This window comes from Streptomyces sp. NRRL WC-3742, from assembly GCF_000720635.1.
In the GTDB taxonomy this organism is placed as follows: domain Bacteria; phylum Actinomycetota; class Actinomycetes; order Streptomycetales; family Streptomycetaceae; genus Kitasatospora.
Genome location: NZ_JOCF01000012.1, coordinates 101,639 through 119,556, shown reverse-complemented (window position 1 = coordinate 119,556; position 17,918 = coordinate 101,639). Strand labels below are relative to the sequence as shown.

At 73.6% G+C, this 17,918-nt stretch carries 16 protein-coding genes and 3 tRNA genes; 11 read left to right on the top strand and 8 right to left on the bottom strand.

The window, feature by feature from the left end; all coding sequences use genetic code 11:
• Window positions 1-78: 78 nt before the first annotated feature.
• Window positions 79-573 (bottom strand): DUF3145 domain-containing protein, encoded by a 495-nt coding sequence (locus tag IH61_RS0110310; RefSeq protein WP_031068041.1) that lies wholly within the window; start codon window positions 571-573, stop codon window positions 79-81.
• 436 nt (window positions 574-1,009) lie between these two features.
• Here IH61_RS0110310 and IH61_RS0110305 point away from each other — a divergent pair, with 436 nt between their 5' ends.
• Together IH61_RS0110305 and IH61_RS0110300 are read left to right on the top strand one after the other, a co-directional pair.
• Complete coding sequence (locus IH61_RS0110305; RefSeq protein WP_031068040.1) at window positions 1,010-1,465, top strand: MarR family winged helix-turn-helix transcriptional regulator; 456 nt, start codon at window positions 1,010-1,012, stop codon at window positions 1,463-1,465.
• Between the two features lie 121 nt (window positions 1,466-1,586).
• Window positions 1,587-3,128: an LCP family protein gene (locus IH61_RS0110300; RefSeq protein WP_051836710.1), complete on the top strand. Its 1,542-nt coding sequence runs from the start codon at window positions 1,587-1,589 to the stop codon at window positions 3,126-3,128.
• Window positions 3,129-3,178: 50 nt separating this feature from the next.
• Here IH61_RS0110300 and IH61_RS0110295 read toward each other — a convergent pair whose 3' ends face one another.
• Window positions 3,179-4,096: a 1-aminocyclopropane-1-carboxylate deaminase/D-cysteine desulfhydrase gene (locus IH61_RS0110295; RefSeq protein WP_031068038.1), complete on the bottom strand. Its 918-nt coding sequence runs from the start codon at window positions 4,094-4,096 to the stop codon at window positions 3,179-3,181.
• A 250-nt stretch (window positions 4,097-4,346) separates the two neighbouring features.
• Here IH61_RS0110295 and IH61_RS0110290 point away from each other — a divergent pair, with 250 nt between their 5' ends.
• A complete protein-coding gene (locus IH61_RS0110290) occupies window positions 4,347-6,413 on the top strand; it encodes a hypothetical protein (protein WP_031068036.1) in 2,067 nt (688 codons plus the stop codon).
• A 152-nt stretch (window positions 6,414-6,565) separates the two neighbouring features.
• On the opposite strand, the gene IH61_RS0110285 is transcribed toward IH61_RS0110290, so the two are convergent.
• Together IH61_RS0110285 and IH61_RS0110280 are read right to left on the bottom strand one after the other, a co-directional pair.
• On the bottom strand, window positions 6,566-6,778 hold the full coding sequence (locus IH61_RS0110285; protein ID WP_051836708.1) for a hypothetical protein: 213 nt from the start codon (window positions 6,776-6,778) through the stop codon (window positions 6,566-6,568).
• 37 nt (window positions 6,779-6,815) lie between these two features.
• Entirely contained in the window at window positions 6,816-7,652 is an 837-nt protein-coding gene (locus tag IH61_RS0110280) for an SAM-dependent methyltransferase (protein WP_051836707.1), read from the bottom strand.
• Between the two features lie 240 nt (window positions 7,653-7,892).
• Between IH61_RS0110280 and IH61_RS0110275 the strand changes: the two genes are divergently transcribed.
• Entirely contained in the window at window positions 7,893-8,462 is a 570-nt protein-coding gene (locus IH61_RS0110275; RefSeq protein WP_051836706.1) for an RNA polymerase sigma factor, read from the top strand.
• The gene (locus IH61_RS0110270; RefSeq protein ID WP_234327111.1) at window positions 8,459-9,136 is read left to right on the top strand and encodes a hypothetical protein; all 678 of its coding nucleotides are present in this window, start codon (window positions 8,459-8,461) and stop codon (window positions 9,134-9,136) included. The genes IH61_RS0110275 and IH61_RS0110270 overlap by 4 nt, the downstream gene beginning before the upstream one ends.
• Window positions 9,137-9,251: 115 nt before the next feature.
• Here the strand turns inward: IH61_RS0110270 and IH61_RS0110265 are convergent.
• Window positions 9,252-9,325: transfer RNA gene (locus tag IH61_RS0110265), tRNA-Ile, on the bottom strand.
• 190 nt (window positions 9,326-9,515) lie between these two features.
• Between IH61_RS0110265 and IH61_RS0110260 the strand changes: the two genes are divergently transcribed.
• Both IH61_RS0110260 and IH61_RS0110255 read left to right on the top strand, forming a co-directional pair.
• A complete protein-coding gene (locus tag IH61_RS0110260; protein ID WP_234327110.1) occupies window positions 9,516-10,379 on the top strand; it encodes a trypsin-like serine peptidase in 864 nt (287 codons plus the stop codon).
• 118 nt (window positions 10,380-10,497) lie between these two features.
• A complete protein-coding gene (locus tag IH61_RS0110255; protein ID WP_031068027.1) occupies window positions 10,498-11,265 on the top strand; it encodes a trypsin-like serine peptidase in 768 nt (255 codons plus the stop codon).
• Between the two features lie 150 nt (window positions 11,266-11,415).
• On the opposite strand, the gene IH61_RS0110250 is transcribed toward IH61_RS0110255, so the two are convergent.
• Window positions 11,416-11,488 (bottom strand) — tRNA-Asn (locus IH61_RS0110250).
• Window positions 11,489-11,548: 60 nt separating this feature from the next.
• Window positions 11,549-11,621: transfer RNA gene (locus IH61_RS0110245), tRNA-Asn, on the bottom strand.
• 238 nt (window positions 11,622-11,859) lie between these two features.
• Between IH61_RS0110245 and IH61_RS0110240 the strand changes: the two genes are divergently transcribed.
• The 4 genes from IH61_RS0110240 to IH61_RS0110225 all read left to right on the top strand — a co-directional run bounded on the left by IH61_RS0110240 (window position 11,860) and on the right by IH61_RS0110225 (window position 16,764).
• Window positions 11,860-12,156: a hypothetical protein gene (locus IH61_RS0110240; protein ID WP_031068026.1), complete on the top strand. Its 297-nt coding sequence runs from the start codon at window positions 11,860-11,862 to the stop codon at window positions 12,154-12,156.
• A gap of 107 nt (window positions 12,157-12,263) precedes the next feature.
• On the top strand, window positions 12,264-13,694 hold the full coding sequence (locus IH61_RS0110235) for an FGGY family carbohydrate kinase (protein WP_031068024.1): 1,431 nt from the start codon (window positions 12,264-12,266) through the stop codon (window positions 13,692-13,694).
• A 105-nt stretch (window positions 13,695-13,799) separates the two neighbouring features.
• Window positions 13,800-15,203, top strand: a complete 1,404-nt coding sequence (locus IH61_RS0110230; RefSeq protein WP_031068023.1) for a glutamate decarboxylase — start codon at window positions 13,800-13,802, stop codon at window positions 15,201-15,203.
• Between the two features lie 400 nt (window positions 15,204-15,603).
• Window positions 15,604-16,764, top strand: a complete 1,161-nt coding sequence (locus IH61_RS0110225) for a helix-turn-helix domain-containing protein (protein ID WP_031068022.1) — start codon at window positions 15,604-15,606, stop codon at window positions 16,762-16,764.
• On the opposite strand, the gene IH61_RS0110220 is transcribed toward IH61_RS0110225, so the two are convergent.
• Window positions 16,752-17,837 (bottom strand): RNA polymerase sigma factor, encoded by a 1,086-nt coding sequence (locus tag IH61_RS0110220; RefSeq protein WP_078910979.1) that lies wholly within the window; start codon window positions 17,835-17,837, stop codon window positions 16,752-16,754. The genes IH61_RS0110225 and IH61_RS0110220 overlap by 13 nt on opposite strands.
• Window positions 17,838-17,918 lie beyond the last annotated feature (81 nt).

Below are 17,918 nucleotides of genomic sequence, written 5' to 3'. Positions count from 1 at the left end.
AAGGGGCCGGTGCTCATCGCGAGCACCGGCCCCTTGCCGTCCGCATGCGGAAGGTCGGAACACCTGTCAGAGCACCTGTCAGACCACCTGGTGAAGCCAGCGCACCGGGGCGCCCTCGCCCGCGTAGCGGAAGGGCTCCAGCTCGTCGTCCCAGGGCTTGCCCAGCAGCCGGGAGATCTCGGCCTCCAGGTCGGCGCCCTCGCTGCGGGCGCGCAGCAGGACGGCGCGCAGCCGGTCCTCGGGGATGAGGATGTCGCCGTGGATGCCCGTGACGGCGTGGAAGATGCCGAGCGTGGGCGTGCTGCTGTAGCGCTCGCCCTCCGCCGTGGCGCAGGGCTCGCTGGTCACCTCGTACCGCATCAACTGCCAGCCGCGCAGCGCGGAGGCGAGCTTCGAGGCGGTGCCGGACTCCCCCGTCCAGGAGAGTTCGGCACGCCAGTGCCCGGGCGCGGCCGGCTGGCGGATCCAGTCCAGACTCACCCGTACACCGAGCACCCCCGCGACGGCCCACTCGACGTGCGGGCACAGCGCGCGGGGCGCGGAGTGGATGTAGAGAACTCCACGTGTCGTCACCGGGACCTCCAGGCTGTGGACGAGGGTCGCCTTCCCCAGCTGCCTCGTGCCTGCAGGTGATCCACAGTTACCCACGTTAGCCGACATTAAGCGACTAAATTGAGCAAAACGGACAGGCTTTCGCTCAATGCTAGTCGAATCCTCAACGAGGTCCACCCCTCGGCCGGATCTCTCCCCCGAACGGCCCCAACGTCGGGCGGGACCACCGTACCGCGCCCGTCCGCACGATGGATGACGCACTTTCGAATCCGGCCGGAATGCGGTAGTGAGGCCCGACGCCCTGCGCCGTGCACGCGAACCGCCCCGCGCGCCCCCCTGGTTCGGGGCAGCGGTCCTGACGGTGGATCAGCCGTGAAAGGTTGAGCGGCCGAAGTAGCGATGGACATGAAAGGTTCACCATCTAAACTTTTCAGGTAGACTCTGCACCATGGAGAACATGCCGACCCAGGCCACCGCGCCGCAGTCCGACGAGATCACCCGCGAGGTCGTCGACCTGATGGCCAACCTGGTCGCGCTCTTCCACCGCGAGTACGAGGACGCCGCCGCGGCCCGCTCCCTCACCGGCGCCCAGGCCAAGGTGCTCGCCCTGCTGCGGCGCGGCCCGATGCCGATGCGCCAGATCGCCCAGACCCTCAGCTGCGAGCCCTCCAACATCACCGGCATCGTCGACCGGCTCGAGACCCGCGGCTTCGTCACCCGGGCCGCCGACCAGCACGACCGCCGGGTCAAGCTGGTCGCCGCCACCGAGACCGGCGCCGCCGCCTCCGAGGAGCTGCGCGAGTCGCTGAACTTCGCCCGCGAGCCGCTGGCCGCCCTCGGCCAGGACGAGCGGGCCGTACTGCGCGACCTGCTGCAACGGATGCTCGCGGGGGCCTCCGGACCGGGCGCGTGACCAGCATCACAGGCCCGGACGGGGATCCGGGCACCCGTCGGGGGTAACCGAACGGCCCTTCGGAACGTCTAACGTTCGAATGTCGAACGAGAGAACACCTGAGGACGGGGGGCCACGGAGGATGAGCAGCAGCACGCGCCGGCGCCGCTTTCTGCGGACCGCCATCGGCCTGGCCGCCGTACTGGTGCTGTCGGTGGCGGGCGTAGGAGCCTGGTTCTACAACCGCCTGAACAGCAACATCACCACCTTCGACGCCGGCGGCGTCGCCACCGAGCGCCCGCCCGCGCCCGTCCCGGCCTCCCCCGGCGCCCAGGTGCCGGTCAACCTCCTGCTGCTCGGCTCCGACACCCGCGACAACGGCAACAACTCCCTCGGCGGCGGCGACGAGGGCGTGGGCAACTCGGACACCGCGATCCTGATCCACGTCTACGCCGACCACAAGCACGCGGTGGGCGTCTCCATACCCCGCGACACCCTGGTCACCATCCCCTCCTGCAAGCTGGCGAACGGCACCTGGACCAAGCCGCGCACCGACCAGATGTTCAACTCGGCGTTCAGCGTGGGTGAGCTCGCCAAGGGCAACCCGGCCTGCACCCAGAACACCGTGGAGTCGCTGACCGGGCTGCGGATCGACCACACCATCGTGGTCGACTTCAAGGGCGCCGCCGCGATGTCCGAGGCGCTGGGCGGCGTGGACGCCTGCGTGCCCAACGACGTCAACGAGTACGGGATACACCTCAAGAAGGGCATGCAGAAGCTCTCCGGCCAGTCCGCCGTGGACTACCTGCGAGCGCGCCACGGCATCGGCGACAACTCCGACATAGGCCGGATGAAGCGCCAGCAGGCGTTCCTCTCCTCGATGATCCGCAAGGTGCAGGGCCAGGGCTTCTCGCTCACCACCCTGCTGCCGCTGGCCGACGCGGCCACCCAGTCGCTCACCGTCGACGAGGGGCTCGGTACGGCGTCGAAGCTGGTGGACTTCGCCCGCTCGCTCTCCGACATCCAGCTCTCCGACGTCACCTTCGTCACCGCCCCCTGGCGCTTCGCCGGGGACCGGGTGCGGCTCGTCCAGCCGGACGCCGACACCCTGTGGAAGCTGCTGCGCGAGGACCGCACCCTCGACGGGCACACCACCGCGGGCACGGGCCAGGTGACCTCCTCCCCCAGCGCCACCGCCACCACCCCCGGCGCCACCGCGCCGCTGACCGCCGAGCAGGCTTCCGCCCCGATCACCGTCGTCAACGGCGTCGGCACCTCCGGGCTGGCCGGCACCGGCTCGAAGGCGCTCCAGGCGCACGGGTTCCAGAACATCGTGCTCGGCGCCAACGAACCCGGGAAGCAGCACACCGAGATCACGTACGACCCGGCGCGCAAGGCGGTGGCCGCCCAGGTCGCGGCGGTCTTCCCCGGGGCCGCCATGGTCGAGCTGCCGGGCGCCGACTCGGTCACCGTCACCCTCGGCGCGGACTACCAGCCCGCCGGCGGCGCCAGGCCGGAGGCCGTCACCAAGCCGGAGGCCGCCTCCGCGCCCAGCCCCGGCCTGAGCCCCGCCCCCGGGGCCACCCCGGCCTCGCCGGGCGTGCCCAGCACGATGCCGACCGGGATAGCGGAGAACATCCGCGGCGCCGACACCGACCCGTGCGCCAACCTGACCTTCGGATGACGCGAAACCTTCGGACGACGCGAACGCGCACCCGCTGAACCTGCCGGATCTCAGACGGGGTCCGGCAGGCCCGTGACCACGGCGGTGAGCCGGGTGCCGCGGGGGAAGGCCCCGGCGGCGGTCAGGCCGGCCAGTGCGGCCAGCAGCTTGGCGACGTACCGCAGTTCCACCGGGACGCCGTGCCGCTGCTCGAACCCGGCGGCGAAGGCCGCGAGTTCGGCCGGCACCCGGCCGTAGCCGCCACCGTGGTGCCCGTGCTCGATCCGCCAGTTCGCGAACTCCCGCCCGTAGGCGGCCCGGTGCAGCCGGGCGACCTCCGCCTCCAGGTACCCCTCTCCCCCGCGCAGCACCGCCACCCCCAGCGCCCGCGCGCCCGGCGGCAGTGCGGCGGCGATCCCGGCCAGGGTGCCGCCGGTGCCGACCGGGCAGCAGACCACGTCGCGCCCGCCCAGGCCCGGCAGCTCCGCCGGGATCGCGGCGGCCCCGGTCACGGCCAGCGCGTTGGAGCCGCCCTCGGGGAGCACCAGGCAGGGCTCCCAGCGGCGCCACGGCCCGCCGTCCCCCGCCTCCGCGTCCGTCTCCGCCCGGCCGGTGGCCTCCCGGTACTCGGCGCGGGTGAGGAACTCCAGGCGCATCCCGGCCCGCTCGGCCGCCGCCAGCGACCAGTTGCGCGGCCGGCCGGCCAGCTCCTCCCCGCGCACCAGCCCGACGCTCTCCAGCCCGAGCGCGGCGGCGGCCGCCGCGACCGCCCGCAGATGGGTCGAGTACGCCCCGCCGAAGGTCAGCAGCCGGCGGTGCCCGCCCTCGACGGCGGCGGCCAGGTTCGGCGCGAGCTTGCGCCACTTGTTGCCGGGCACGCTCGGATGCAGCAGATCGTCCCGCTTGAGCCTCAGCTCCACCCCGGCCCGGGCGAACACCTCGTCGGTGCAGTCCACGAGCGGGGTCGGCAGCAGGGCGGGTTCGAGCATCCGGCCAGGATACGAGGCCCCGGATGCCGCACCGCGAGGTAAAGAGTCGGTAACGGCCGCAACCCCGGTGTGGGCGGCGCGTCCCCTGTTGGGGGCACCGGAACGGTCACCCCCCGCGCAACCCCGCGTCCGCGGCGGGCGGAGCGATGCTTCACACTTATATGACCCGGAGAGTCCCCGAACGGGCCTTCGAACACCAGAGAACCTTTCGTCTTGTGGGGGGAATACCGTGCCGCTCGCGCCATCCGATGTGACAGAGACGACAGGAGACTCTGCCGCCTCTCCGTCACCCGGCACGAAGGGCGTCCGCCCAGGCCGGGGGCGGTGGGACAGGAGCCTGCTGTGGTTCGCCCTCCTGCTGCTCGGGCTCCCCCCGCTGCTGCACCTGGTGAAGGCCGACCTGCTCGGCCTGCTGGTGATCTGGGGCGCCGCCGCCACCCTCATCCGGTCCTCCGCCTCCGCGTTCGACCGGGTGATGATCTCCGGGGTCACCCTCATCGGCTGGACCTGCGCGCTCGGCGTGGTCGCCAGCCGCTGGCCGTGGGGGCTCAACCCGCTCGCCCTCGCCGAGACGACCGCCGTCGTCGTGGTCGCCGTCCGGGCCGTGCGCGGCCCGGCGCCCGCCCGTAAGGCGCTCCCGCTCGGCGCCCGGCTGCGCGCCCTGGTGCCGACCCGCGACATCCCGCTGCTGCTCTGCTCCGGCTTCGCGTTCGCCTTCTCCCTGTACCCGGTGCTCCAGCGCAGCGCCGTCGAGCGCCTCGCGCTGATCTTCCGCGCGGAAGACCTCGGCCGGCACATCGCCCTCTACGACAGCATCCTGAGGTTCGGCGGCCTCGCCTCGCTGCACCAGGACAAGGCGGTCGAGACCGTCCAGCAGGGCCTGGCCACCTACCCGCAGGGCAGCCACCTGATGGCGGCGGTGCTCACCACCTTCCTGTACGGCAAGCCCGAGCGGCTCCCGGGCCCGGACCAGGTGTCGCTGTTCGTCGTGCTCTACACGGTGATGTTCGCGGCGATGATCGTGGCCATCCTGTGGGCCGTTCGCCGGGCCGCCGGGCCCGCGCTGCGCGGCTGGCGCACCGCGGCGCTGATGCTGCCCGTCACCGCCTTCCTGCTGGTCGCCGAGATGCCGAAGATGTACATGAACGGCTTCATCAGCGAGATCTTCGCCCTGGGCCTGCTGGCCGTGCTGGTGGCCGTCGCCATCCGCCCGCTGGGCCGAATACACGAGCAGGTCGTCGTGCTCGGCGCACTGACGGTCGGCATCTCCTTCGGCCACTACCTGCTGCTGCCGGCCGCCGGTATCACCGTGCTCGGCTGGGCGGCCGTCCACCTGCGCCTGTGGAAGCGGCACTGGGTGAGCGTCCTGGCGGCCTCCGCCGTGACCGGCGCGTTCGCGCTGCTCCCGATCTTCCTCAACCGCAACACGGAGGCGGGCTCCGCCGACGCCCTGACCCTCCAGGGCGGCATCGGCCCGGTCGGCCGGCACGTGCTCTTCCCGCTCGTGGCCGCCACCGTCGTGGTGCTGCTGACCCCGGCGGCGCGCGCCAACCGCGCCCGGCGGGTGGCGCTGGTCTCCGGCGGCGCGATCGTGGCACTGTGCTACGGGCTGATGCGCTACCAGGTCTGGAAGACCAACGGCACCTCCTACTTCTACGAGAAGCTGCTCCACCAGCTGCTGGTGATCGGCCTGGTCACCATGGCCGCCGCCCTGCTCCCGCTGCTCGGCCGCCGGTTCCTGGCCGGCGCCGGCGATGCCTCCCGTCCGGCGCGGCGGGCGGGCCTGCGCACGGGCATCGCCGTCCTGGCGACCACCGGCGTGCTGACCTTCGCCGTGATCTCCGACAGCCAGCCGGACGTCAGCTCTGCGGCCGGCTGGGACGGCAGCCCGGGCCGGCAGATGATCCGCGGCGCCCAGGCCCGCTGGGACGTCGCCGAGCGGGTCGACACCATCTACCGCTCCCAGCCGGCCGGCCACCCGAAGATCGCGGTCTCGCTGGCCGGCCACCGGGCCTGGGGCGACCCGGCCGCGGACTGGGGCTCGGTCGAGGACAACCTCTGGCTCGGCGTGCTCAACAAGGACCAGGGCAAGTCCTGGAAGCCCTGGGCGTGGACGCTCACCGCCCGCCCCGCCCAGGAGATCCTGAACGTCGCCGACACCTGGCCGGACCCGCTGCGCTTCTACCTCGACGACGACAAGCAGATCGCCGAGCTGAAGGCGCTGGCCGCCAAGGGCAAGCACCCCAACCTGGACGTCTGGCAGCTCAAGCGCGACGCCCACGGCACGCTGGTCGCCGAACCGCTCAGGCTGGGCTGACCCGCCCGTACGCATCAAGGCCGCAGGGCCGCCACCCCGGGATCGGGTGGCGGCCCTGCGGCCTTCGGCGGTCGGGTTCCACGCTCTCCCCCCTTCGTGCGGACCGCCTCCCCTCCGGGCGGCCCGCAGGCTCGTGCGGGTGGATCGCCCGGTCAGTCGGTGTCGGTGTCGCCGGTCTCCGGGCTCTGCTCGGGTGGGCGGCCGCGCCGGGGAAGGCGGGCGGCGGCGCCGGGCATGCGGCCGGCGTCGGTGAGCGCGCGGCGCAGCAGGAACCCGATCTGGGCGTTGGCCCTGCGCAGGTCGTCCGCCGCCCAGCGGGCCAGAGCCGTTCCCGGACGCACGAAAGGCGCCCCCGGCCGGCGGATGGCCGGCCCGGGGGCGCCGGGGGGAGTCGAGGCCCGGTTACGGGCGGACGGCGATGGCGCCCAGGCAGGCGGCCTCGGCGTCGGTGAAGGCTTCGTCGCCCGGCTCGGGGCGCCAGCGCGGGGTGGAGACGACCCCCGGGTCGAGCAGGTCCCAGCCCGCGAAGAACCCGGCGAACTCGCCCGGGGTGCGCGCCCGGACGGGGTTGCCCGCCACGGCGTAGACCTGGCAGATCCGCTCCGTCTCCTCCGGGGAGTACTCGGGCGTCAGGTGGCTGATCACCAGGGCGGAGCCGCGCGCCGTCAGGGCGTCCTTGAAGGTCTCGGTGATCTCGTGGGCGCCGTCCGGGACGAAGTGCAGCAGGGCGACCAGGCTCAGGGCGATCGGCCGGGTGAAGTCCAGCACACCCGTCTCGCGGACGGCCTCCAGCACGGCCGCGGGCTCGCGCACGTCCGCCTGGACGTAGGCGGTGCGGCCCTCGGGGGCGCTGCGCAGCAGCGCCTGGGCGTGGGTGAGGACGATCGGGTCGTTGTCGGCGTAGACGACCCTGCTGCCCGGCTCGACGCCCTGGGCGACCTCGTGCAGGTTGGGCGAGGTCGGGATGCCGGTGCCGATGTCGAGGAACTGGGTGATGCCCGAGCGGGCGAGGGCGCGGGTGGCCCGGCGCATGAACGCCCGGTTGGCCCGGGCCGCGTGCCTGGCCTGCGGGAAGACCGACAGGGCCTGCGCGGCGGCCTCGCGGTCGGGGGCGAAGTTGGTGACGCCGCCCAGGAAGTAGTCGTACATCCGCGCCGAGTGCGGCCGGTTTATGGCGAGGTTGATCTCCACGTCCGGAGCGGTGGCCGTGCCCTCGTCGCCGTCCCGTTCGGCCGTCATCCGTTTCCCCCTCGTGCCGCCTGCGTGAACCCTCCGAGCATCCCCGACCCAAAGGCTCTGCCGCAACAGGGCCGGGTCGAGCCCGCCCGATCGGAACCGGTCAACGGTGACGCAGTGTCAAGTGATCGATCATCACATACAGACCGAAGCGGGCAGATTTGAGATCGTCTTACCCTTTGTCGTTTCATCAGGATTGAATGTACGCACGACATACGGCAGTTCGCCGCAGCAGGAGGTTCCTTGACCAGCGACGACGAGTGGACGTCCGCCGTGCGCGCCCACCGACTGTCCTACGAGGTGTTCTGCGACGAGCACGAACGGGCCTGGCGGGGGCTGGCCCGGGCCCGGTTGCACGACCACCGGCTCATCGAACGGGCCGTCCGCGACATCCGCGAGGAGCTGCGGCACCTGTGGGCGGCCGCCCTGCGCGAGCCCGCACCCGCCGGCTACGCCTGGATGGTCGCCAAGCGGCACGTCGCCGACCTCGCCCTGTGGACGGACGCCGGCACCGCCCCTCCCCGCGCCGTCCTGCCCGACTGGGAGCGCGCCCTGCGCAACGCCTGGCCCTGCGAGGAGCTCGCCCCGCCCGGCCTCGGCGACCACGAGCGCCTCCACGCGGCGATCCTGCGCCTCCCGGAGCGCCAGTACGACGTGATCGTCCTGCGCTACGTGCTCGGCCTCGCCTACCCCGCGATCGCCGTGCACCTCGGCATCACCGAGGCCGGCGCCCGGTCCGCCGCCGTCCAGGGCCTCGACAAGCTCCACCGCCTCCTGGGCTCCGACACCGCCGCGCTGGAGGAGAGGCGGTGACCCACGGACGCGAGAACCGGACGGCCACCCCGCCCGACCGCCACACCGCGCTGCCCACCACCGCCCTGCCCGTCACGCCCGGCCCCGACCTGCGCCACCTGCTGCGCCCCCCGGCGCCGATGGGCGCCGCGCACGCCCAGGCCCGTCACGAACTCGACCTCGCCGCCACCCTGGTGATCGCCCAGCCGGCGGCCGCCAGCTCCCTGGACTCCCTCGCCGACAGCCACCGTGTCCACCCCGGCGGCGCGCTGGTGCTGGGCGCGCTGCTCTGGCTCACCGGGCACCACGACGCCTGCCAGTTCTGGCTCCAGTTCGCCGCCGGCGGCGGCAACGCCACCGCCGCCAGCTGCCTGTCCCTGCAACACGCCAGCCGGGGCGAGTTCCGCGACGCCGAGTACTGGCGCGAACAGGCCGACCAGCTCACCACCGACCTGCCCGGCGGCGCCGACCGCAGCGCCTCCTGGCCCACCAGCCCGCTGCCCCCCGCGGTCTGGCAGGACACCCTCGCCGCCTGCCACCGGGGCCTGTCCCTGAGCCTGCCGCCCCGGGTCGCCGCCGTCGTCCACCAGCTCCCCGTCGACTCCGACGACCAGCACCACGGCGAGATCCCCCGCCCCACCCCCCGCCTCGCCCACGACCTCACCCGCGCCGCCACCCACCCGCGCAGCGCCTGACGGCGTGGCGGGAGGGGTTCGCGGGGGTGGCTGATCTAGCCTGGGAGTGGTGCGGCCAGGGAGGAATCACCTGGTCGGACGGGCTTTTCATCCGACGAAACGTCGGAGTGAGAGGTGGGGCGGGTGGGACTCGAACCCACGACCAAGGGATTATGAGTCCCCTGCTCTAACCGGCTGAGCTACCGCCCCGGTTCGCCGCGCGGGCCCTTGGCGGCCGCAGCAGCAGTGCGCGGCCCCGGAAGGCCGCTCCGGGCAGCATAGCCGGTCGATCACCGGTGGTGCGCGCCGGGGGCGCACACGGGTAGCCGGGGGTGCGCGCCTCTCCGGACGGAGGACCCCCGGGTGGCGGCGGCGGGGGCGGACAGGGCAGCCTGGGCGGATGACGATGCGTGGGGCGGGTGCGGCGGCAGGGGCGCTGCTGCTGGTGCTCGCCGCGGCCGGCTGCACGACCGCGGCGCGGCCGGGCGCGGCCACCGCGACCGTCAGTTCGGCGCCCGCCACCGCGTCCGGCGGCATCGCGTCCGGCAGCAACCACGGCTGGAGCAAGCAGCGGTTCAAGGGGGCGGCGGCCGGCAGGACCGGGGTCACCCGCACCGCCAAGCCGAACGTGCTCAACGGGCTGGTCGGCGCCGTGTTCACCCGCAACGCGGACGGCGACCACTTCTGCACCGCCAGCGTCGTGGACAGTGCCGGGCTCAACCTGGTGGTCACCGCCGCCCACTGCGTCTGGGACCCGAAGCTCGGCCAGCGCAGCGACCTGGTCTTCGTCCCCGGCTACCGCGACGGCGAGACCCCGAGCGGGGTGTGGCCGCTGCTGGCCGTCACCGTCGACGACGCCTGGAAGAACGGCGCCGACCCCGACATGGACGTGGCCTTCGCCGTCGTCCAGGCCCAGAACGGGCTGCAGGTGCAGCAGGTGCTCGGCGCCAACAAACTGGGCGTCAACCTCGGCTACGACCTCTCCGTGCGGGTCACCGGCTACCCGGGCAGCAGCGAGGTCCCGATCACCTGCTCCAACAGGACCACCGAGCAGAGCCCCACCCAGCTGCGGATCGACTGCCCCGACTACACCGGCGGCACCAGCGGCAGCCCCTGGGTCACCGACTTCGACCCGAGCACCCGCACCGGCACCGTGGTCGGCGTCATCGGCGGCTACCAGGAGGGCGGGGACGACCCCAACACCTCGTACAGCAGCTACTTCGGCGACCGCGTCCAGGCCCTCTACGACCGGGCGACGGGCTGAGCCGCGGCTCTGCCGCACCCGGCGGTGGCGTCGCCGGGCCCGGGCTGGTAGATGTTCCTCACGAACGGCGGAACGCACGGCCCCGGTGCCCGCCCCGAGGAACGAGACGGAGCCCCCGATGGCCCCCCGCCCGGCACGGCCCGCGAGCGCGGCCCGCACGGCCTCGCTGACGGCCCCGCTGTCGGCCGCACTGCTGCTGGCCGCCGTCGCCGCCTGCGGCGGGCAGGACGACCGGACGGCGCCCACCGCCGAGGTGGCGCAGCAGAGCCCTGCCCGGGACCGTGTCGGCACCCTCTCCGTCCACACCGCGCAGGGCCCGCGCGCCTGCACCGCGAGCGTCGTGCACAGCCCGGCCCGCAATCTGCTGGTGACCGCCGCGCACTGCGTGCAGAGCCACGAGGTCGGACTGCTGGACGGCCTGGTGTTCACCCCGGGCTACCGCAACGGCTATTCCCCGTACGGGAGTTGGCCGGTGCAGTCGGTCACCGTGGACCCGCGCTGGGCGGAGGACGCCGACCCCGAGTACGACGTCGCGTTCGTCACGGTCCGCGGCACGGGCGGCCGGCAGATCGAGGACGCGGTGGGCGGCAACCCGATCGCCACCGGGAAGGGCTTCGGACTGGCCGTCTCCGTGACCGGCTACCCGAACGAGAGCGACGAGCCGATCACCTGCGCGGTGAGGACCCGCTCCCAGAGCCCCACGCAGGAACGATTCGACTGCGGCGGCTACACCGACGGCACCAGCGGCAGCCCGTGGGTGACCGGCGACGGGACGGTGATCGGGGTGATCGGCGGCTACGAGGGCGGCGGGAACAGCCCGGACACCTCGTACAGCGTGACCTTCGACCAGCGGGTCGCCGACCTGTACCGGCAGGCCACCACCTGAGCGGGCGCGGTGCGGCGAGGTCCGTGCGCCGCGTGACGAGCGCGGTGTGACGAGCGCGGTGTGACGAGGGCGACACGGGGGCAACACGAAGGCCCCCCGGTCGTCCGAGGGGCCTTCGCTCTGAGCAGTCACCGGGCGGGCCCGGCGCAGCTCCCGCATTTGGACTCGAACCAAAAACCTGCCGGTTAACAGCCGGCTGCTCTGCCAATTGAGCTATGCGGGATCGCGGTACACAACTTCCGTACCACGCAAGGGAGGAGAGCCTTGACGGGCTCCTTCCCAGCTCCCCCAATTGGACTCGAACCAATAACCTGCCGATTAACAGTCGGCTGCTCTGCCAATTGAGCTATGGGGGATCGGCTTCCGCTCCGGCCCCGGCTTCCCGGGCTCCTCGGCGTTCGCTGCGGGACATACATTAGCGCACTCGGGGGGGTGGTCCGCCAATCGCTTTCCCCGGCCGGCCCGGCCGGACCCGGCGCGCCCCGTGCGCGCCGGGCACCGCGCGGGGATGCTGGGGGCGCGGGCGGTTCGCCGTCCCGACCAACGGGTAGGGCAACGCGGCAGCAGGCCGCCAGGAGAGGGTGGGTTTCGACCATGTGGAAGCTGTCGTTGGCCGTGGGTTTCGCGGCCGGCTACGTCCTCGGCTCCAAGGCCGGGCGAGAGCGCTACGAACAGATCGCCAAGGTCACCCGGCAGATCGCCCAGAGTCCCTCGGTGCAGGGGGCCACCGACCGGGCCCGGCAGCAGGCCGGCGCCGTCGCCGGGAAGGCGGCCGGGGCGGTCGCCGACCGGGTGGGGGGCCGGCTGCCGAACGCGGTCACGGACCGGGTGCCGTACCTCAACCGCACCCGCGACGGGGGCGAGGACGGCTGGGGTACCGTCCGGCCGTGACGGGCCGGTGATCCCCGGGCGACACACAGCCCAACGCCGGGTCGCGAACCGGCAACAGCACGCCCGGCCCGGACGCGTCCCGGGCCGGGCTGAGGCATGATCTCGACATGGCCATCGTCGCGGGGATAGACAGCTCCACCACCAGCACCCGGATCGTCGCGTGCGACGGTGACACCGGCGAGGTGCTGCGCTCCGGCAAGGCGCCCCATCCCGTGCCCGAGGACCAGGACCTGCGCCCCGGCGAGGCCGACCCCCAGATGTGGCTGCACTCCCTCGGCGACGCCGCCACCGGGGGCCTGCTGGAGGGCGTACGGGCCATCGGCGTCAGCGCCCAGCAGCACGGCATGATCGGCCTGGACGCGGGCGGGGTGCTGGTGCGCCCCGCGATGCTGTGGAACGACCCCCGCTCCAGCGGCGCCGCCGCCAAGCTGCTCGACGCCCTCGGCGGCCCCGCCGCCTGGACGGCCGCGATCGGCGCCGTGCCCGCCCCGACGTACACCATCGCCAAGCTGCGCTGGCTGGCCGAGTTCGAGCCCGCCAACGCCCGCCGCGTCGCCGAGGTGCTGCTGCCCCACGACTGGCTGGTGTGGCAGTTGCTCGGCCACCCCAAGCGCCGCACCACCGACCGGGGCGATGCCTCCGGCACCGGCTACTGGTCCCCCGTCACCGGCGAGTACCGCCAGGACCTCGTCGAACTGGCCCTCGGCCACGAACTCAAGCTGCCGCACGTGCTCGGCCCCGCCGAACCCGCCGGGCACACCCCCGAGGGCCTGCTGATCTCCGCCGGCACCGGCGACAACATGGCCGCCGCCCTGGGCCTGGGCCTGCGCCCCGGCGACGCCGTGGTCTCCCTCGGCAGCGCCGGGACGATCTTCGCCGTGCACGAGGAGGCCGTCATCGACGCCTCCGGCCTGGTCTCCTCCTTCGCCGACGCCACCGGCCGCCACCTGCCGATGGTCGCCACCCTCAACGCCGCCCAGGTGCTGCGCTCCACCGCCGCCATGCTCGGCTGCGACCTGGACGGGCTCGGCGACCTCGCCCTGCACTCCACCCCCGGCGCGTACGGGCTGGTGCTGCTGCCCTACCTGGACGGCGAGCGCACCCCCGCCCTGCCGCACGCCGCCGGCACCCTGACGGGCCTGCGGGCCGAGGCGATGACCCCTCAGCACCTCGCCAGGGCAGCCGTCGAGGGCATGCTGTGCAACATCGCGGACGCGCTGGACGTGCTGCGCGCCCAGGGCGTCGAGATCAAGCGGGTGTTCCTGCTCGGCACCGCCGGGCGCCTGCCCGCCGTACGGCACGTCGCGCCGATGCTGTTCGGCGTCCCCGTCGTGGTGCCGCCGCCCGGGGCGCACGCCGCGCGCGGTGCCGCCCGGCAGGCCGCCTGGGCGCTGGCCGGCACCCCCGAGCCGCCCGAGTGGGAGCTGCCCGAGGCGCAGACCGTCGAGCCGGACGGCGACCAGGACCTGGCGATCGGCTCGGCGGTGCGCCAGCAGTACCGGGCAGCGCGGGACCGGATCCACCCCGAGGCGCAGTAGCCCGCGGGGCGGGCCCGCGAGGATGCGTCACCCCGCCGCCGGTGGCAGCGTGGACCGGGCTGGACATCGACGACGGGCCACGGGCGTGAAGGGCGGCGGGACGCGATGGCGCTGCACAAGGGGGCCGGCGACGACCGCCGGCTGAGCATCGGCCCGTTCACGGGCATCTCCGACCCGCTGGGCGCCATGGAGCTCGCCCCGCCCCTGCACCGGCTCGGCGAGGGGCCCGTCAGCGCCGACACCGCCTACCAGCTCGTCCATGACGAGCTGCTGCTCGACGGCAGCGCCCGGCTCAACCTGGCGACCTTCGTCACCACCACCATGGAGACGCAGGCCACCCGGCTGATGACCGAGTGCCTCGACAAGAACATGATCGACAAGGACGAGTACCCGCAGACCGCCGAACTGGAGCGCCGCTGCGTGGCCATCCTCGCCGACCTGTGGCACGCCCCCGACCCGGACGCCGCCGTCGGCTGCTCCACCACCGGCTCCAGCGAAGCCTGCATGCTCGCCGGGATGGCCCTCAAGCGCCGCTGGATGCGCCGCAACCCCGACCGCTACGCGACCGGGGCCCGGCCCAACCTGGTGATGGGCATCAACGTGCAGGTCTGCTGGGAGAAGTTCTGCACCTTCTGGGAGGTCGAGGCCCGCACCGCGCCGATGAGCGGCGAGCGCTTCCACCTCGACGCCGAACAGGCCGCCGCCCTGTGCGACGAGAACACCATCGGTGTGGTCGGCGTGCTCGGCTCCACCTTCGACGGCTCCTACGAGCCGATCGCGGACATCTGCGCCGCCCTGGACGCCTTCCAGGAGCGCACGGGCCTGGACGTGCCCGTACACGTGGACGGCGCCTCCGGCGGCATGGTGGCGCCCTTCCTCGACCCGGAGCTGGTGTGGGACTTCCGGCTGCCCCGGGTCGCCTCGATCAATTGCTCGGGCCACAAGTACGGGCTGGTCTACCCGGGCGTGGGCTGGGCGCTGTGGCGGGACAAGGAGGCACTGCCCGAGGAACTGGTCTTCCGGGTCAACTACCTCGGCGGGGAGATGCCGACCTTCGCGCTGAACTTCTCCCGGCCCGGCGCGCAGGTGGCCGCCCAGTACTACGTGTTCCTGCGCCTGGGCCGGGAGGGCTTCCGGGCCGTGCAGGGCGCCAGCCGGGAGGTCGCGCGGTACCTGGCCGGGCGGATCGGCGAACTCGGCTGCTTCCGGCTGCTCACCCGCGGGGACGAGGTCCCCGTGTTCGCCTTCACGACCACCGAGGACATGCCCTTCGACGTCTTCGACGTCTCCCGGCGGCTGCGCGAACGCGGCTGGCAGGTGCCCGCGTACACGTTCCCGCCGCACCGGGAGGACCTGTCGGTGCTGCGGATCGTCTGCCGCAACGGCTTCTCCCGGGACCTCGCCGACCTGCTGCTCGCCGACCTCGGCCGACTGCTGCCGGAGCTGCGGCGCCAGCCCGTCCCGCTCAGGGACCTCGGCGTGCCGGCCCGGGCGGGCTTCCACCACTGAACGCCCGGTACCTGCGTCCGCCGCGTACGAACGTGGTCACGGCGGGGAGGGCGCGGTGAAGCGCCCTCCCCGCCGTGCGTCCCGTTCCGACCGGGGCAGCCTCCCCCCGCGAGGCTGCCTCGGTCGAGTGGGGGTGAACGGGACGTGCGATCGGGCCGAATCCGGCTGACCGGTCGGCTCCCGAACGTCGCGGCCGGTCGGCGAACCGGACCGGTGAGAGAACTGTGCCTGACAGACGCGTGAATGTTCGAGCGTTTCCGGGGGTTGTGAGACACTTCCGAGCGTCTCAGCGCCAGGACCTGGGGTTTGAGACGGCAGGCCGAAGAGGTTGGAGAGGCGGAGACACCCGGACGGCCCGTGCCCCGCCGCCCCTCCCCGACTCCCAGCTTGGAAGGCCGCATTGAGTTCCGCGTGGAAGGACCTGCCCGAGGAGCTGTCGGGGCCCGAGAGGGACCTGGCCGGGGAACTCCGGGCCATCAAGGACGCCGCCGGGCTGTCGCTCTCCGAGCTGGCCTCCCGGACGCACTACAGCCGGGCCTCCTGGGAGCGCTGGCTCAACGGCAAGCGGAGCATCACCGAGCAGGCGCTGGAGGCGCTGGTCGGGGCGGTCGAGTGCGACGGTCCCGCGCTGCGGGCGCTGTGGCAGCGGACGGTGGAGGAGCGGCCCAAGGTCTCCCTGGAGAAGGCGCCCGCGGAGGCTTCCGCCGCGGCCGACGCTCAGCTCGCGGCCGAGCCGGTCGCGGCACCTGACGCCGAACCCGGCGCCGAGCCCGCTGCCGAGCCCTCCGCGGACGAGCCCGGGCCCGTACCGGCCTGGTGGCGGCGCCCGGCGGTGCTGGTCTCCGCCGCGGTCGCGGTGGCGGCCCTGCTGGTGCTCGCGGGCCTCAACGTCGGGCGTCAGCAGGACGACCGGGCGGCCGCCGCCGAGGCCACACTGACGCCGACCGCCAGCCCGACCGTCACCCCGCCCTCGCCCGTCCCCACCGTCGCGACCTGCCAGGCGCTCGGCTGCGCGCACAAGGACCCGAAGAACACCGGCTGCGGCCGGGACGCCCGTACGCTCGCGACCACGGTCATCGGCAAGGTGGTCGTCTACCTGCGCTACAGCCGGATCTGCGAGGCCGCCTGGTCGGCGATCACCGAGGGCGAGCCCAAGGACTACGCGACGATCACCGACACCACCGGGGACAGCGAGACGGCGCTCATCCACTACGGCTACGACAACTACTCGCCGATGCTGAGCGCGGCGGACCCGGCGATCGGCTTCCAGGTCTGCGGCTTCCAGCCGTCCGGGCACGACTGCACCCTGGTCCTCTCCAACCTGGCCATGGTGGTGGACTCCACGCCGATCCCGACCGGCAAGGCCACCCCTCCCCCGGGCACGGGCGCGGGGGCGAGCACCACGCCCGCCGTGGCCACCCCGGGCACGCCGTCCATTCCGGCCACCGTCGCGCCCCAGGCCCCGCCGATCACACCGGCCGCTCCGGGCGAGACGGCCCCGGCGGCTCCGACGACCCCGGCGGCCCCGGCCTCGGAGTCCCCGAGCCCTCAGTCGAGGTAGCCGCGCAACTGTTCGGCGTAGGCGTGGGCGCGGAGCTTGACCAGGGTCTTGGACTCGATCTGGCGGATCCGCTCCCTGGTCACGCCGAAGACGGCGCCGATCTCCTCCAACGTGCGCGGGCGGCCGTCGTCCAGGCCGTAGCGCAGCTGGACGACCTGGCGCTCGCGCTCGCCCAGGGTGTCCAGGACGGCCTCCAGGTGCTGGCGCAGCAGCAGGAAGGTCGCGGACTCGGCCGGTGAGGCGGCGTCGGCGTCCTCGATCAGGTCGCCGAGCGCCACGTCCTCGTCCTCGCCGACCGGGGTGTGCAGGGAGATCGGCTCCTGGGCCAGCCTCAGCAGGTCGCGCACCCGCGCCTCGGTCAGTTCCAGGGCGGCGGCGATGTCGGCCGGGGCGGGTTCCAGGCCGCGCTCCTGGAGCAGGCCCCGCTGGACGCGCACCACGCGGTTGATCAGCTCGACCACGTGCACCGGCACCCGGATCGTGCGGGCCTGGTCGGCCAGCGCCCGGCTCATCGCCTGGCGGATCCACCAGGTCGCGTACGTGGAGAACTTGTAGCCGCGGGCGTAGTCGAACTTCTCCACCGCACGGATCAGGCCGAGGTTGCCCTCCTGGACGAGGTCCAGCAGGGTCAGGCCGCGGCCGACGTAGCGCTTGGCGACGGAGACCACCAGGCGCAGGTTCGCCTCGATCAGGCGGCGCTTGGCGATCCGGCCGAGCACCACCAGGGAGTCCAGCTCGCGGGCGAGGCGCTCGGGCGGGGGCGGGTCGGCGTTCAGCCGCTCCTCGGCGAACAGGCCCGCCTCGACGCGGCGGGCCAGTTCCACCTCCTCGGCGGCGGTCAGCAGGCGCACCCGGCCGATCTCGCGCAGGTACTGGCGCAGCAGGTCGGCGGCCGGCCCGTCGCCCGCCTCGGCGGCGCGCTCGCGGGGTTCGTCTTCAGGTTCCGGCCCGGACTCGGATTCCGGGTCGGATTCGGACTCCGGCTCCTGCTCGGGCTCGAGCACGGGGTCCGGTACGGCGGTAGCGGTGACGGTGGGGGCGGTCGCTGCGGCTGGGCCTCGGTCCACGGGCATCCTCTGGGCGGGCGCGACTCTGGCGGACCCGCGCTGTACGGAGGTGGGGGCGCCAACCAGTGTGCGCCACGCCACACTCCG